The organism is Streptosporangium lutulentum, from assembly GCF_030811455.1.
Lineage (GTDB): Bacteria > Actinomycetota > Actinomycetes > Streptosporangiales > Streptosporangiaceae > Streptosporangium > Streptosporangium lutulentum.
The window spans coordinates 7,784,000-7,799,050 of the sequence record NZ_JAUSQU010000001.1 but is presented as its reverse complement, the minus strand read 5'-3'; the positions used below and the strand labels follow the sequence as shown (position 1 = coordinate 7,799,050).

Here is a 15,051-nt window from a genome sequence, read left to right as displayed (position 1 = left end):
GGTCTCCATCTGTGCACGTCCTGAACATCGGCATCCTCGCGCACGTCGACGCGGGTAAGACCAGCCTCACCGAGCGACTGCTGTTCGACACCGGCGCCATCGACCGGCTCGGCAGCGTCGACTCCGGCAGCACCCAGACCGACAGCGGCGCCATCGAGCGACGGCGCGGCATCACCATCCGCGCCGCCGTCGCCTCGTTCACCGTCGGCGACCTGCAGGTCAACCTCATCGACACCCCGGGCCACAGCGACTTCATCGCCGAGGTCGAACGCGCCCTCGGCGTGCTCGACGGCGCGGTGCTGGTGCTGTCGGCGGTCGAGGGCGTCCAGGCGCAGACCCGCGTCCTGATGAAGACGCTGCGCCGGATGCGCCTGCCGACGATCATCATGGTCAACAAGATCGACCGGGCGGGCGCACGGCAGGAGGAGATGCTGGCCGACATCCGCCGCCTGCTGTCTCCGCACGTCATCGCCATGAACACGTTCGAGGACATCGCCACCCCGGCCGCCCGCACCCGCCCCCGGCCGATCGAACACGCGGCGGAGGCCCTGGCCGAGCACGATGAGCGGCTGCTGGCCGACCTCGTCGACGACCGCGTCCCCGGCCCGGACACCCTGCGCGACCTCCTGCGCGCCCAGACCGCGGCGGGACTGACGCACCCGCTGTTCTTCGGCTCGGCGATCGGCGGGCAGGGCGTGGCCGAGCTCCTCGACGGCATCACCCGCCTGCTCCCGGCCGCCCCGCCGCCCGGCGGGGAACCACGCGGCACCGTCTTCGCCGTCGAACGCGGCGAGGATGGGCAGAAGGTCGCCTATTTCCGGCTGTTCGGGGGCGAGTTGCACCCGCGCCGGCTCCTGACCCTGCACCGCCCCGACGGCGAGTACACCGGGCGCGTCACCGCGCTGCGGACCGTCGGCGCCACCCCGGCGATCACCAAGGTGTGGGGCCTGTCAGGGGTTCGGGTCGGCGACCGCGTGGGAGCCGTACCCGCCCCGGCCGAGCGGCCGCACTTCGCCCGGCCCAGCCTGGAGACGCTGGTACGGCCCCGCCACAGGCCGGAGGCCGCCCGGCTGCATGCCGCGCTGGCCTGCCTGGCCGACCAGGACCCGCTGATCCAGACCCGCACGGTCGAAAGCGAGGGGGTCTCGGTGCTGCTGTACGGGGAGGTGCAGAAAGAGGTCATCGCCCAGACGCTGCGTGACGACTTCGGGGTGGAGGCCGTCTTCGAGGAGAGCCGCCTGGTCTATCAGGAGCGCCCGCGAGGCGGCGCCGAAGCGATCACCGAGATCGACCGGCGTGGCCCCAACGACTTCCACGCCACCGTCGGGCTGCGCGTCGAGCCCGGTCCGGGCATCACCTTCCGGCGCGAGGTGGATCTCGGGTCGCTCCCGCACGCCTTCCACCGGGCCATCGAGGACAGCGTGCACCAGGCGCTCCGGCGGGGACCGTACGGCTGGCAGATCACCGACTGCGCGGTCACGCTGACCCGTACCGGCTACATCGCGCCGCTCACCACGGCGGCCGACTTCCGCGGCCTCGTCCCGCTGGTCCTCCAGCGGGCCCTCAGAGAGGCGGGGACCACCGTGTTCGAGCCGTGCCACACCTTCGAGCTGGAGGTTCCGCACGAGGCGCTCAGCCCGGCCACCACACTGCTGGCCGGACTGGGCGCGCGGCTCACCGAGACCTCCGGCCGGCAGACGTGGCTGATCAGGGGCGAGATCCCGACCAGGAGCGTGCACGAGGCCGAGCGCCGGATCCGGGGCCTGTCACACGGCGAGGGCGTGTGGTGGTCGCAGCCGCTCGGTGACCGGCCCGTCACCGGCCCGCCGCCGACCCGGGACTTCGGCGTGACCGCGGCCTCGCCGCCCGTTCACGCCGGAGTTCGGGGTCGCGACCCGTCGGGCCGGTATCCCGGCGTACGGGGAGTCAGCGGCGCGAGTAGGTGAGGCGCCGCAGCGCGGCCTCGGCCGGGCCTCTTCGCCCGCCGGGCGCCAGCAGCGCGGCGAGCACCACGGTGGCCAGCCACGTCACCACGGCGATGCCGGACGCCGCGGCGTCGCCGACCCGCGTGCCGAGCCCTCCGAAGTACGGTGCGAACACCGCCACGAAGATCACCGATTGGAGGAGGTAGCAGGTCAGCGACCATTGGCCGCACGCGGTCAGCGCCCTGACGACCGGGCCGGGACGGCCGCGCCGCATCCGGTCCACGGCGAGTCCGATGACGGCCGCGTACGCGAGCCCGCCGGCGATGCCCGTCACGCTGTGCAGTGCGTACGTCGACACGGCCACCATGTCCGACGGCGTCCAGATCCGGGTGTCGATCAGCGTCAGCGGCACTCCGCCGACGACGGCCAGCCCGGTGCCCAGGAGAGCGACCCGGGAGAGCAGGTCCCGGTGCGCGACGGGGTCTTCCAGCACGCGGCGCCTCGCCGCCCAGATCCCGAACAGGAAGGCCGGCACCACGCTTGCGGCGAAGTACGTGGGCGTCATCCCGGACCATCCGATGAGCCGCATCACAATCGCCTCGATCGGGTCCGCCATGGCGGCGGGCGTGTCGCCCTTGGGCGCGGAGACGGTGAGCAGCCCGAAGCCGAACAGGATCACGACGTGCAGCACCAGCCCGACGACGGCGGCACGCAGCACGACCTTGTCCTCGCGCCGGATGAACCCGACGAGCACGAGCCCGACCAGCCCGTACGCCCCGAGGATGTCACCGAAGAACAGCAGCAGCGCGTGGCAGAACCCGAACGCCAGCAGCCACAGGCTCCGCCGGCGCAGCGTCCCGCGCGCCTGTGGCCAGCTCCTGCCCGTGGCGAGCTGCCGGTTGGCGAGCTGCACCAGGCCGTAGCCGAACAGGGCGGCGAACATGGGCAGCGCACGTCCGTCCACCAGCAGGATCTGCGTCCCGGCGACCAGCCGGTCCAGGGCGCCGCCGTCGAGCGCGTAGCCGCGGAAGCCCGCCTCGTGGCCTGACAGGTACATGTGCGCGTGCGCCAACGCGATGAGCAGCAGCATCAGCCCGCGTGCGAGATCGGGCGCGAGCGCGCGCTGGGTGATGGGAGTGGCCCGTGAACGGGGGCCGGTGGGGCGATGGACATGGCTGTCCTCCTGAAATTAGATACACGAGTGTATCTAATTGCGAGAGTAAGATACACCCGTGCAGCTAAGCAAGAGGTGGCGATGAACGATCACAGCGCCCGGGTGCGCCGACGCGGAGAAGAGCTGCTGAAGGCCATCCACGACGCCGTGCTGGAAGAGGTGGTGGAGGTCGGCGCGGGGCGGCTGACCATGGACGGCATCGCCCGGCGCGCGGCCACGCCGCGCACGACCCTGTATCGCCGCTGGTCGGACCCGACAGAGGTGCTCCTCGACGCGCTCTACCACCAGCACCCGGTCGAGGAGCCGACGGCGGGGGCCGACGACCTGCGCGGTGACCTCATCCGCGCCCTGCGCCTCATGACGGACTGGGCCTTCAGCCCGGCGGGCCGCGCCGTCGCGGCCATCCTCACCGACCCCAGGAGCGCCGCGCTGATGTCCGAGGCCCTGTTCGAGCGGGTCTTCGCCAACCGGGGCGGCACGTTCACCCGCACCGTGCTGCGGCACTACGCCGACCGGGGTCACTTCCCGGCCGAGCTGCTCACCCCGGTCGTGGCCGACATCGGCGAGGCTCTCGTCACCAAGCGCCTGATCGACACCGGGACCCCGCCCAGCGACGAGGACCTCGCGGCGATAGTCGACCAGGCGATCATGCCCGCGATCGGGAGTCCCGCCGGCGGCCGGTCCGGCCCCGGCGGAGGATCGCGTTGACGATCGTTTTAGTGAGGGGCCATGTCGACGAACCGGCTGTAGTGGCCCTGGAAGGCCACGGTGACCGTGGCCGTGGGTCCGTTACGGTGCTTGGCCACGATCAGGTCGGCCTCGCCCGCTCGGGGCGACTCGCGCTCATACGCGTCTTCCCGATGGAGAAGGATGACCATGTCAGCATCCTGCTCGATCGAGTTATGGACGCCGATTCCGTTTGCAATGAAATTGTGGGTACCTAGAACGGTGGCATCGAAGACAGGCTGCTCACCCTGGCTCTCGATAGAGACGACTTCATCCCAGAAAACATCGTTGGTGGCGAGCATCTCCAGTTGGGCATCATCGAGAATCGTGGCCACTCGACCCAGGCGTTCGCGGCTGGGGGCGTGCTTCCACAAGGTACTTCCGCAGAACTGAGTGCCGAGCTCGGCTGAGAACTCACGGTGAGTCATCTCCTTCTCGCCCAGTACACTCCGCACCCTTTCCCAAACCTCACGAGGAACGGTGTCGAGGTTCGTGTTCGCCTTGATTCCACGTAGCGCGGTGGTACACCGCTCCGCATGCGCCGATCGTTCGCCGTGAACACCTATGCTTCCGAGGAAACGGAGCTGGTTTTCGGAACCATAGATATGCAGCTGATATCCCGACCGGTAATCGCCTTTCCGAATTTCCTTCACCCTGGTCATCACGTTGAAGCGCAGGAGAAGCTGGGCAACATCGTCGATCAGGCGTCGACTCGTGGAAGCATAATAAATTCGTGCTTGACCGAGCTTGTCGTCCCACCAGACACACCCATCGGTTGCCCAGAGATGGCGCAGGAAGAGAGCAACCTGGGCCTTGGAGAGCGAGAAGACTCCTTCGGGAACGTATTTCTCATGGCTTCTGAGTCCAAAAAGCCCGAGAGAGTCAAGCCATGCGGCAATCGGGTTTCTCTTGCCGTGGGTCAGGCGATAAGGCGCGGGAAGACGCAGAGTGGCAACCCTGGCAGCCTCGTATTCGTCTCGAACAGCGGTAATGCCGAAATGCCTCGCCGCCTCCGTCATTGTTTCGAGGCAGGCCTCATCCTTGCTTGCGTAACGTATCGGCTGGGTTTTCACAAATGATCCATCACCGATCATGTGCGCCAGCAAGGTGACATGGGCTTCCGGCCATTCCTGGAGTTGCCTGGGAGCCGGAACGTGACGTGGCACAGCCAGCCGGGCTCCCACAAAAAGCTCGCCCAGCGGCCGCCACCCGTCATAGGTCATGAAGGGATGGTTCGCTGTTGCCTTGACCTCCCGGCCAGACTTCAGCCGAAGCTTGAAGACCTCCTTGACCCCGCTGGGGAAGACACGCGCCATAGTTCGGGGGACGAGTCTCAGCCGCTCGTCGAGCGACCACACCGGAATGTCATGCGTTCCGCTCTCCAGCAGCTCTCCCAGCGACACCTCCGCGCCGGTGTCAGCCCTAAGGACCCGGGTGTCCGCGGTCAGACAACCCGATTCACGCAGGTCGCTAACCATGGGCCTTTTGTCCGTTCGCTGCTCGGGTCCACGGTTCAGCTGTGAGATCGCGATGACCGGGACCTCCAGCTCCTTGGCCAGGAGCTTGATGGCACGGGAGATCTCGGAGACCTCGTTCTGGCGGCTCTCCGTCTTCTTCGGCGAGGACATCAGCTGCAGGTAGTCGATGATGACGAACCGCAGGTCGTTACGTTGCTTGAGACGCCGGCACTTGGCCCGGATCTCCATCATCGACATGTTGGGCGAGTCGTCGATGAACAGCGGCGCCTCGGCCACCTCGCCCATCCGCCGGGCCAGCTTGGCCCAGTCGTCGTCGGTCATCGTGCCCGAGCGCATGGCGTGCAGCGCCACCCGGGCCTCGGCCGACAGCAGACGCATCGTGATCTCATTACGGGACATTTCCAGCGAGAACACGACAGTCGTCATACCGTGCTTGATAGCGGCAGATCTGGCGAAATCCAGTCCCAGCGTGGACTTACCAATGGCAGGTCGCGCGGCCACAACGATCATCTGGCCGGGGTGCAGGCCGTTGGTGAGGGCGTCGAGGTCCTGGAAGCCCGTCGGGACGCCGACCATCTGGCCGCCTCGCCCGCCGATGGCCTCCAGCTCGTCGAGGGCGCCCGGCATGATGTCCGCCAGGGGGATGTAGTCCTCGGAGGTGCGGCGCTCGGTGACCTTGTAGATCTCGGCCTGGGCGCGGTCGACGAGCTCGTCGACCTCCTCGTCCTGGCCGCCGTAGCCGTAGGAGACGATGCGGGTGCCGGCCTCGATCAGCCGCCGGAGGATGGCCTGCTCGCGGACGATCCTCGCGTAGTAGCCCGCGTTGGCCGCGGTGGGGACGACCGCGGTCAGGGTGTGGAGGTAGGCGCCGCCGCCGACTCGGGCGACCTCGCCTCTCTTCTGCAGCTCGTCGAAGATGGTGACGGCGTCGGCCGGGTCACCGCGACCGTAGAGGTCGATGATGATGTCGTAGATGATCTGGTGGGCCGGACGGTAGAAGTCGTCAGATCGGATGATCTCGACCACGTCCGCGATGGCGTCCTTGGACAGGAGCATGCCACCGAGGACGGACTGCTCGGCCTCGATGTTGTTCGGCGGCGTGCGCTCGAACCCAGGCTCGAAGACCGGTGGTTCCGCGATACTCACCGCACGCCCCCCTTCCCACTCGGTCGCGCTATCCAACTTGTAGCCGACCGGTCTGACAGTTTCGCCGCTCTTCAGGCCAGGTGGCAACGTGGCCTGTCGACAGAGGTGTGGATAAGTTGTGCAGTTCTTCCTCAGAGGTGTGGGCAGCCTGGGGACAGTTCTGTGGATAACTCTTGTCCACAGTCCACAGAAGCCGCCTGAGCAGGGAAAACGTCATCCACTGCCTGTGGAGAAAAGAAAGTTGAGGCGACACGCTGAGACTCGCCTCACATGGCATGAAACACGACCTTCGTCCCCCTGAGGAGCCGTCTAAGGGTAAGACGCACAATTGAGCCGTGCCTCTTACCCGCGGCTCCGGCCGTCACCACGACAGACAGATCCTCCGGCTCGCGTTGCCCGCCTTCGGCGCCCTGGTGGCCGAGCCGCTGTTTCTGCTGACGGACACCGTCATCGTCAGCCGCCTGCCCGCGCCCGCGCTCGGTGCGGTGGGAGTGGCGAGCACGGTGCTGAGTCTCCTGGTGGCGCTGTGCGTGTTCCTGGCCTATGGCACGACGGCGGCGGTGGCCCGGCAGATCGGTGCGGGCAACGTCCCTCAGGCGATCCGGCAGGGGGTGGACGGTCTCTGGCTGGCCGCCGGGATCGGAGTGGCGATCATCGTGATCGTGTGGCCGCTCGCGCCCTCGCTCGTTCAGCTCATCGGCGCCGAGGGGGAGCTCACCCGGCAGGCCGCGACCTACCTGCGGATCAGCCTGCTGGGCGTCCCGGCCATGTTGCTGGTGTTCGCCGGGACCGGGGTGCTGCGCGGCATGCAGGACACCAAGACCCCGCTGCTGGTGTCCGTGGGTTCCTTCACCCTCAACGCGGTGCTCAACGTCGTGTTCGTCCTCGGTCTGGGCTGGGGTGTCGCCGGGTCGGCCTGGGGAACGGTGCTGGCCCAGTCGCTCGCCGCCGCCGTCTACCTCGCCCTGATCTTCGGGCGGCACAAGGCATCCCTCCGGCCCGACCTCGCGGGCATCAGGGCCGCCGGTTCGGCGGGGATCGCGCTGATCATCCGTACGGCGTGCCTGCAGGCGGTGCTGTTCATCGCGGCGGCGGTCGCCACCCGGATGGGGGAGAACGAGATCGGGGCGCACACGATCGCCATCAGGATCTGGAACCTGCTGGCACTGGCCCTGGACGCGATCGCCATCGCCGGACAGGCCATCACCGGCCGGGCTCTGGGCGCCGGTGACGTGGCGGGAACCCGCGAGGCGACCTGGAGGATGATCCTGTGGGGGATCGGCTCCGGCGTGGTGCTCGGGGTGCTCGTGGTCGTGGCCAGGCCGTTCGTTCCCGCCGTGTTCGACGCGAATCCGGTCGTGACCGGGGAACTGCTCGACCTGCTCTGGGTGGTGGCGATCCTGCAACCGCTCGCGGGGGTGGTGTTCGTCCTGGACGGGGTGCTGATCGGCGCCGGTGACCAGCGCTACCTCGCCTGGGCCGGCGCGTGGACGACGCTCGCCTACCTGCCCGCCGCGCTCCTGGTCGTCGTCTCCGGCAGCGGCCTGGCCATGCTCTGGATGGCGCTCGGGGTGTGGATGGTGGCCCGGATGGTCACCCTCGGACTGCGCGCGTACGGGACGAAGTGGCTGGTGGTCGGCGCGTGACCCGGTGGCGTCCACCAGGTGAGACGCCACTGGTGATCGCCGCGTGACCTGGTGGTGTCCACCACGTGACCGGCTAGCCCTTGTACGGCGACGATCTCCTGCGGCACTGTAAAACGATCCCGGCGATGCGGGTGTTTCACCCACCATGATTGGTCATGTCGTGCCCTCAGGCTCCTCACCATCGATCGTGCGCCGTATGCCGCCAAGCCACGCCACGGATCGGTGGACCAGTGCACGCCACGGCCTCCCCAAGGCCTACGGCTCGACGGATCTCATCGTCCTCGGCGTCGGCGTGATGATCGGCGCGGGCATCTTCAGCCTCGCCGGCCGGCAGGCCGCCACCATGGCCGGTCCCGGCGTGATCCTCTCTTTCATGATCGCCGGCATTACCAGCCTGCTGGTGGCCTTCTGCTTCGCCGAACTGGCCTCGGCCATGCCGACCTCGGGAAGCGCCTACACCTTCACCTACGTCATCTTCGGCGAGGTCTGGGCCTGGATCGTCGGCTGGGCACTGCTGCTGGAACTCCTGCTGGCCGTCGCGACGGTGGCCCGCGCCTGGTCGCTCTACGCGGCCCAGATGCTCACCGACCTCGGGGTGAGCCTTTCCGGGCCGCTCACCGGGATGGTCGGCAAAGAAGAGGGATTCGACCTGTTCGCGCTGTTCATTCTGGTGGCTCTGACGGCCGTGGTCGCCCTGGGCGCCCGGATCGGCCTGCGCGCCCTGTGGATCATCGTGATCGCCAAGCTGCTGGCCGTCGGTGCGGTCATCGTGATCGGCGCCACCCACTTCGACCAGCGCAACCTCGCGGCCATCCCCGTACCGGCGACCCCCGCCACGGGAGACGCGGACACCCTGCACTCCCCGCTGCTCGGCATCGTCTTCGGTCAGACGGGCGCCTTCGGCTGGTTCGGCATCTTCGCCGCCTCGGCGGCCATCACCTTCGCCTACATCGGATTCGACGTCGTGGCCACCGCGGCCGAGGAGTCCGAGGACGCGCCCCGCTCGATACCGAAGGGCATCATCCGCGGCCTGATCCTGACCACGGTCGTCTACATCGCGGTCGCGCTGGTGATGGTCGGCATGACCCCCTACAACAAGATCGACCCCAGTGCTCCGCTCGCCAACGCCTTCCGCCAGGCGGGCGAGGGCTTCATGGTGCACATCATCAACATCGGCGCGGTCCTCGGCCTCACGACCGTCATCCTGGTGCTGCTCGTCGGCCTGACCCGCGTCATGTTCTCCATGGCCCGTGACGGGCTCATCCCCCGCTCGCTGTCCACGATCAACCGGAGCTACCACAGCCCGACCAGGGTCACCCTGCTCATCGGCGGCCTGGCGATCCTGCTGGCCGAGTTCGTGCCGGTGCTCACGCTCGAACCGCTGGTCGTGATCGGCGCCCTGTTCGTGTTCGTCACCGTGGCCGGCGGGGTGATCAGGATGCGGCGGACGATGCCCGACCTGCCCCGGGGCTTCCGCACCCCGCTCTCCCCCGGCGTGCCGATCGCCTCGATCGCCGCCTGCCTGTGGCTCATGGTGAACCTCCAGGTCGTCACCTGGCTGTACTTCATCATCTGGATGTCCTTCGGCGTGCTGGTCTACCTGATGTACGGCAGGCGCAACAGCGTGCTCGCCGGAGCACGTCCCGTGGCGGAGCTCCCCGCCGTCGTCCCGCCCGACTCCGGGTTCCGGGGCAGGCACCGCCGCTGAGGCGTCACAGCCGACGGGCGTCGATCACGCTCTGCAGGAACTCCCGGGTGCGGGGCTCGCCGGGATCGTTGAAGATCTGCTCGGGAGTGCCGCGTTCCAGGAGCACACCGCCGTCGAGAAAGCAGACGGTGTCCGCGATCTCACGGCAGAAACCCATTTCGTGAGTGGTCAGGATCATGGTCATCCCGCCCTCCTTGAGCTCCCGGATGACCCCGAGCACCTCCGTGACCAGCTCCGGATCCAGCGCGGAGGTGACCTCGTCCAGCAGCATCAGGCGGGGCCGGGTGGCCATGGCCCGGATGATGGCCGCGCGTTGCTGCTGGCCGCCGGAGAGCTGGTCGGGATAGGAGTTCGCCTTGCTCGCCAGGCCGAACCTGGCGAGCAGCTCGCGGGCCTGTGTCTCGGCCTGTTCCCTGCCGACCTTGTGCACCTTGCGCGGGGCCAGCGTGATGTTGTCCAGCACGGTCATGTGCGGGAACAGGTTGAACGCCTGGAACACGATGCCCATGCGCTTCCGCACGTCGTCGGCGTCGGCCCGGACGTCGGTGATCTCCGTACCGTCCAGGTGGATCGTGCCGTCGTCGGCCGTCTCCAGCAGGTTGACGCAGCGCAGCAACGTGGACTTGCCCGAGCCGGAGGCCCCGATCAGGCAGACCACCTCGTGTGCCTCGACCGTCAGGTCGATCCCGCGCAGCACGTTGTGGCCGTGGTAGTTCTTCCACAGACCTTCGATGGTCAGCAGGCTCATGGACTCTCCTCGCCCTGCGGCTCGCCGGAACACGCTTCGAGACCGACGCGTCCGCCGGTCCACGGGACGAACCCTCCGCGTCCGCCGGTCCACGCCTCGAAACCGCCTGTCCCACCGGCCCACGTGGCGAGAGCGCCACGTCCACCGGCCCACGGGGCGAGGGCGCCGCGCCCGCCGGAAAGCCGGGTCACTGGCCTCGCCGCCTCTGGGAGCGGGCCGCCAGGTAGTCGGTGAAACGGGCCATGGGAATGGTGAGCAGGATGAACAGCAGCGCCGCCACCAGGTAGGGCGTGTAGTTGAACGTGCTGGCGGCGTGGATCTGCGCCTGCCGCAGCGCCTCCAACGGGCCGATCGTGGCGACCAGCGCGGTGTCCTTCTGCAGCGAGACGAAGTCGTTGAGCAGCGGCGGCACCACCCGGCGCACCGCCTGGGGAACCACCACGTGACGCATGGTCCTGCCGTGGCTCAGCCCGAGGGATCGGGCGGCGGCCCACTGGCTGGGGTGCACCGATTCGATGCCCGCGCGGAAGACCTCCGCCACGTACGCCCCGTAGGACAGCGTGAGCGCGATGACGCCCAGCGTCGCGAGATCCGTCGGCATGCCCTGCAGGCCGAGCGCGGGCAGGCCGAAGCCGACGAGATAGATGACCAGGATGGTCGGCACACCGCGGAAGACGTCGGTGTAGGCCACCGCGAGGGCGCGCAGCGGGAAGAACACCGGCGCCTTGAGGTTGCGGATCAGCGCGACCAGCAGGCCCACGATCAGGATCAGCGGCTCGGCGATCAGGAAGATCTTGATGTTGAGCAGGAACCCGCTCAGCACCTCCGGCAGCGCCTTCACGAACTGCTCGGAGTCGAAGAACGTCTCCTGGACCCGAGGCCAGCCGGGCGAGCTGGTGAAGATCCAGAAAAGCAGGACGATCACCAGGATCGTCGAGACCGTCGCGACCGAGCTCGACCGGATCGACCTCTGCCTGCGGAGTCGCTCCCGTTCGACCTGCCGTTCGCTCTTCACCCAGTCGGTGGACACCGGGACATGCCCATCGCTCTTCATCGACCGCCGCCGTCCGGCGGGCGGGGCGCGCTCTTCATCCCCGTGGGGCCGGCGGCCGGTGGTCGCTCTCCGGTCACTTCAGCTCCGGCGCACCCGCGGCCGAACCGAGCCACTCGGTTTCTATCTTGGCGAGTTCGCCGGAGGCGGTCAGCTTGCCGATCGCCTCGTTGACACAACCCACCAGGGGGCTGCCCTTCTCGAAGACCGCACCGAAGACCTCGGGCGCGCCGGAGGCGGTACCGAACTGGCCAACGATCTTGGAGCCCTCGACCTGCGCCGCGGTCACGTAGAACGCGGTGGGCAGGTCCACCACCACGGCGTCGACCTGCTTGTTCTTCAGCGCGTTCACCGCGTCGATCTGCTCGTTGTAGACGTTCAGCTCGACCGTGGGCTTGATGACGTCCTTGACCGCCTGCAGCGAGGTGGTGCCGACCTGGACGCCGATCTTGGCGTCCTTCAGGCTCGCCAGGTCCGTCGCGGAGGCGATCTTGGAGCCGTTCAGCGCGACCACGGCCTGCTTGACCGTGTAGTAGCCGTCGCTGAAATCGACGACCTTGGCCCGGTCGGGGGTGACCGAGACCTGGTTGAAGTCGAGGTCGAACTGCTTGGCGCCGGGAGCGAACGCGGAGTCGAACTTCACCGTGGCCCAGGTGACCTCGGTGTCCGTGAAGCCGAGCTGCTTGGCGATCGCGTACGCCACCGCACTCTCGAAGCCCTTGCCGTTGGCCGGGTCGTCGTCCTTGAACCACGGCTCGTAGGCGGGCTTGTCGGTGCCGATGGTCAGCTTGCCCGCCGTCTTCAGCGTGAGCTGGTCCTTGGTGCAGGTGGCCGGGGCGGAGGCACTCGCCTGGGTCGTCGTTTCCGAAGCCGGCGCACAGGCCACCGCGGCTGCCACGAGGGCACCGAGCGCGAGCAGCATCGACGGACGAACCATGAAAAACCTCCAGAGTAAAGCAATGACTCCCGAATTGTACGTATTCGCCGTAACCAGAAAGGACGTGGTCTCACTACGTGGGCATCGACCCGCCACGAACACGCACGCGCCCCGCGGACACCGGCTCACACGCGGGCACCGGACTCATACGCGGGCGCCGGGAAGAACCCGGGCCGTCACATGGATAAGGGCTCCTCGATGGGAGGAGCCCTTATCTCATGGGGCCTGTCAGGCCGCGACGACCTCGATGTCGAGGGCGGCGGAGACCTCCGGGTGCAGCTTGACGCTGACCCGGTGGGAGCCGAGGCTCTTGATCGCGGAGGCGATCTCGATGCGGCGGCGGTCGAGCAGGGGGCCACCGGCGGCCTTGACGGCCTCGGCGACGTCACCCGTGGTGATGGAACCGAAGAGACGACCGGACTCGCCGGCCTTCGTCTTCAGGACCACCTTCAGGGCCTTGAGCTGGCCGGCGACTTCCTTGGCGGTGCCGACGTCGCGGATCTCGCGGGCGTCGCGGGCCTTCTTGATCGAGAGAATCTGCTTCTCGCCGCCACGCGTCCACAGGATCGCGAAGCCACGGGGGAGCAGGTAGTTACGGCCGTAGCCGCTCTTGACCTCAACGATGTCACCGGGGGCACCGAGGCCCGTGACCTCACTGGTGAGAATGAGCTTCATTTGTCCGGACCTCCTTAGCGCGCGGTGCTCATGTACGGCAGGAGCGCCATCTCACGAGCGTTCTTGATAGCGGTCGCCACGTCACGCTGGTGCTGGGTGCAGTTGCCCGTCACCCGGCGTGCACGGATCTTGCCGCGGTCGGAGATGAACTTCCGAAGCAGCGCCGTGTCCTTGTAGTCGACGTAGGAGATCTTGTCGTGGCAGAACAGGCAAACCTTCTTCTTAGGCTTGCGCAATGCCGGCTTGGCCATCGTGGTGCTCCTTTCAGAGCCCCGCCGTCAGGCGGGAATGGTCGCTGCGGATATGGACTGGGATTTCAGAATGCGGTCTTCGACGGTCCCGCCGGGACCGTCACCTAGAAAGGCGGTTCGTCGCTGAAGTCGCCGCCGCCGAAGCCGCCGCCACCCTGTTGCGGAGCGCCCTGCGGGCCGCCGCCGTAGCTACCGCCGCCGCCGCCGAAGCCGCCACCTTGCGGTGCGGCGGGCGCCGCGGAGGCCCACGGGTCGTTGGCGGGGCCACCGCCACCGCCGCCGCCGAAGCCACCGCCGCCGCCCTGACGGGCGGTTTTGTTGACCTTGGCGGTCGCGTTCCTCAGGGAGGGGCCGACCTCGTCGACCTCGACCTCGTAAACCGTGCGCTTCTCGCCTTCCTTGGTCTCGTAAGACCGCTGGCGCAGCCGTCCCTGAACGATGACCCGCATGCCGCGCTGGAGGCTCTCGGCGACGTTCTCCGCCGCCTGCCGCCAAACGTTGCAGGTCAGGAACAGGCCTTCGCCGTCCTTCCACTCGTTGGTCGTCTTGTCGAGGAACCTCGGAGTGGATGCGATGCGGAACCGTGCCACTGCTTGCCCCGTGGGGGTGAAGCGCAGCTCCGGATCGTCGACGAGGTTGCCGACGATGGTGATCGTGGTGTCGCCTGCTGCCATGGCTAGCGCTGCCCTTCCTGCGGCCTTCGCTGATTATCGGCTCAGAGTACGGCTGCCGCCCGACAAAATGTCGGAGGTTAGTGCACGTCCGGGCGCAGGACCTTGGTGCGCAGAATTCCCTCGTTGAGGTTCATCTGCCGGTCGAGCTCCTTGACCGTGGCGGGCTCCGCGGTCAGGTCGATGACGGCGTAGATGCCCTCGGGCTTCTTCGCGATGTCATAGGACAGCCGACGACGACCCCACACATCGACCTTCTCCACGCTGCCGCCGTCGTTGCGGACCACCGTGAGGAACTGGTCGAGGGAAGGGGCAACCGTACGCTCATCGAGCGAAGGGTCGAGAATGACCATCATTTCGTAACGACGCATGCTGACTTCCAACCTCCTCTGGACTATTGCGGTCACGACACCGTGCCGTGACAGGAGGACGCTGACGTGTGCACCGCGAACGCCTATTTCGGCCTTCGTGATGGCGGGTGGGCGATAACACACCCATTCAACGCAGCCCTGACAGCCTACCAGGCCGGTAAGGGTTGGGGAGTCGGCTCGGCGGGCACCTCACCACGAGAGGAAAAAGAGGTGGTGGACATGCCGGATGCGTCTCGATCCACCAGGCGGGGGCCGTTCCGGTTCGCGGCGAACCGCGGTGGGCGGCCTCATCTCGCCGAGGACGTCCTGAGCGTCGGCACCCTCGTCTGCGGGCTGGTCGCCTTCGCGACGGGGTTCATGCCGGGCATGCACGCGTTCGCGTCATGGGCGGGAACGGTGGGGTTCGTCGGGGGTCTCTACTCGCAGTACGTCTCCGCGACGACGCGCGAGCGTTCGCTGAACATCGTGGGCATCGTGGCCTCGTTCGTGGGTGTGGCCTTCGGCATCCACCACGGAGGTTTCCTCCCGTAGAGCCCCGAACCGC

The 15,051-nt window shown here is 67.8% G+C and carries 14 protein-coding genes; 5 read left to right on the top strand and 9 right to left on the bottom strand.

Features of this window, described 5'->3' with window-relative positions:
- Positions 1–11: 11 nt before the first annotated feature.
- The gene (locus tag J2853_RS35140) at positions 12–1,946 is read left to right on the top strand and encodes a GTP-binding protein (RefSeq protein WP_307565007.1); all 1,935 of its coding nucleotides are present in this window, start codon (positions 12–14) and stop codon (positions 1,944–1,946) included.
- Here the strand turns inward: J2853_RS35140 and J2853_RS35135 are convergent.
- Positions 1,927–3,015, bottom strand: a complete 1,089-nt coding sequence (locus J2853_RS35135; protein WP_307565006.1) for a DUF418 domain-containing protein — start codon at positions 3,013–3,015, stop codon at positions 1,927–1,929. The two genes, J2853_RS35140 and J2853_RS35135, sit on opposite strands and share 20 nt — an antisense overlap.
- A 165-nt stretch (positions 3,016–3,180) precedes the next feature.
- Here J2853_RS35135 and J2853_RS35130 point away from each other — a divergent pair, with 165 nt between their 5' ends.
- The gene (locus tag J2853_RS35130) at positions 3,181–3,807 is read left to right on the top strand and encodes a TetR/AcrR family transcriptional regulator (RefSeq protein ID WP_307565005.1); all 627 of its coding nucleotides are present in this window, start codon (positions 3,181–3,183) and stop codon (positions 3,805–3,807) included.
- A gap of 8 nt (positions 3,808–3,815) precedes the next feature.
- Here J2853_RS35130 and J2853_RS35125 read toward each other — a convergent pair whose 3' ends face one another.
- Positions 3,816–6,449: a replicative DNA helicase gene (locus tag J2853_RS35125; RefSeq protein WP_307565004.1), complete on the bottom strand. Its 2,634-nt coding sequence runs from the start codon at positions 6,447–6,449 to the stop codon at positions 3,816–3,818.
- Positions 6,450–6,784: 335 nt separating this feature from the next.
- Between J2853_RS35125 and J2853_RS35120 the strand changes: the two genes are divergently transcribed.
- Together J2853_RS35120 and J2853_RS35115 are read left to right on the top strand one after the other, a co-directional pair.
- Complete coding sequence (locus tag J2853_RS35120; RefSeq protein ID WP_307565003.1) at positions 6,785–8,095, top strand: MATE family efflux transporter; 1,311 nt, start codon at positions 6,785–6,787, stop codon at positions 8,093–8,095.
- 196 nt (positions 8,096–8,291) lie between these two features.
- Positions 8,292–9,803 carry an APC family permease gene (locus J2853_RS35115; RefSeq protein WP_307565002.1) on the top strand — a complete coding sequence of 504 codons (1,512 nt, stop codon included), beginning with the start codon at positions 8,292–8,294 and terminating at the stop codon, positions 9,801–9,803.
- A 4-nt stretch (positions 9,804–9,807) separates the two neighbouring features.
- On the opposite strand, the gene J2853_RS35110 is transcribed toward J2853_RS35115, so the two are convergent.
- The 7 genes from J2853_RS35110 to rpsF form a co-directional block, all read right to left on the bottom strand.
- A complete protein-coding gene (locus J2853_RS35110; RefSeq protein ID WP_307565001.1) occupies positions 9,808–10,551 on the bottom strand; it encodes an amino acid ABC transporter ATP-binding protein in 744 nt (247 codons plus the stop codon).
- 187 nt (positions 10,552–10,738) lie between these two features.
- On the bottom strand, positions 10,739–11,605 hold the full coding sequence (locus J2853_RS35105; protein WP_307565000.1) for an amino acid ABC transporter permease: 867 nt from the start codon (positions 11,603–11,605) through the stop codon (positions 10,739–10,741).
- A 73-nt stretch (positions 11,606–11,678) separates the two neighbouring features.
- Positions 11,679–12,539, bottom strand: coding sequence for an ABC transporter substrate-binding protein (locus tag J2853_RS35100; protein ID WP_307564999.1), 861 nt, complete (start codon positions 12,537–12,539; stop codon positions 11,679–11,681).
- Positions 12,540–12,767: 228 nt separating this feature from the next.
- The gene (rplI, locus tag J2853_RS35095) at positions 12,768–13,214 is read right to left on the bottom strand and encodes a 50S ribosomal protein L9 (RefSeq protein WP_307564998.1); all 447 of its coding nucleotides are present in this window, start codon (positions 13,212–13,214) and stop codon (positions 12,768–12,770) included.
- Positions 13,215–13,228: 14 nt separating this feature from the next.
- Complete coding sequence (gene rpsR / locus J2853_RS35090; protein WP_012895699.1) at positions 13,229–13,465, bottom strand: 30S ribosomal protein S18; 237 nt, start codon at positions 13,463–13,465, stop codon at positions 13,229–13,231.
- Between the two features lie 104 nt (positions 13,466–13,569).
- Positions 13,570–14,139 carry a single-stranded DNA-binding protein gene (locus tag J2853_RS35085; protein WP_307564997.1) on the bottom strand — a complete coding sequence of 190 codons (570 nt, stop codon included), beginning with the start codon at positions 14,137–14,139 and terminating at the stop codon, positions 13,570–13,572.
- A 77-nt stretch (positions 14,140–14,216) separates the two neighbouring features.
- The gene (gene rpsF, locus J2853_RS35080; RefSeq protein WP_184754701.1) at positions 14,217–14,507 is read right to left on the bottom strand and encodes a 30S ribosomal protein S6; all 291 of its coding nucleotides are present in this window, start codon (positions 14,505–14,507) and stop codon (positions 14,217–14,219) included.
- A 219-nt stretch (positions 14,508–14,726) separates the two neighbouring features.
- Between rpsF and J2853_RS35075 the strand changes: the two genes are divergently transcribed.
- A complete protein-coding gene (locus J2853_RS35075) occupies positions 14,727–15,038 on the top strand; it encodes a hypothetical protein (RefSeq protein WP_307564996.1) in 312 nt (103 codons plus the stop codon).
- Positions 15,039–15,051: the final 13 nt, after the last annotated feature.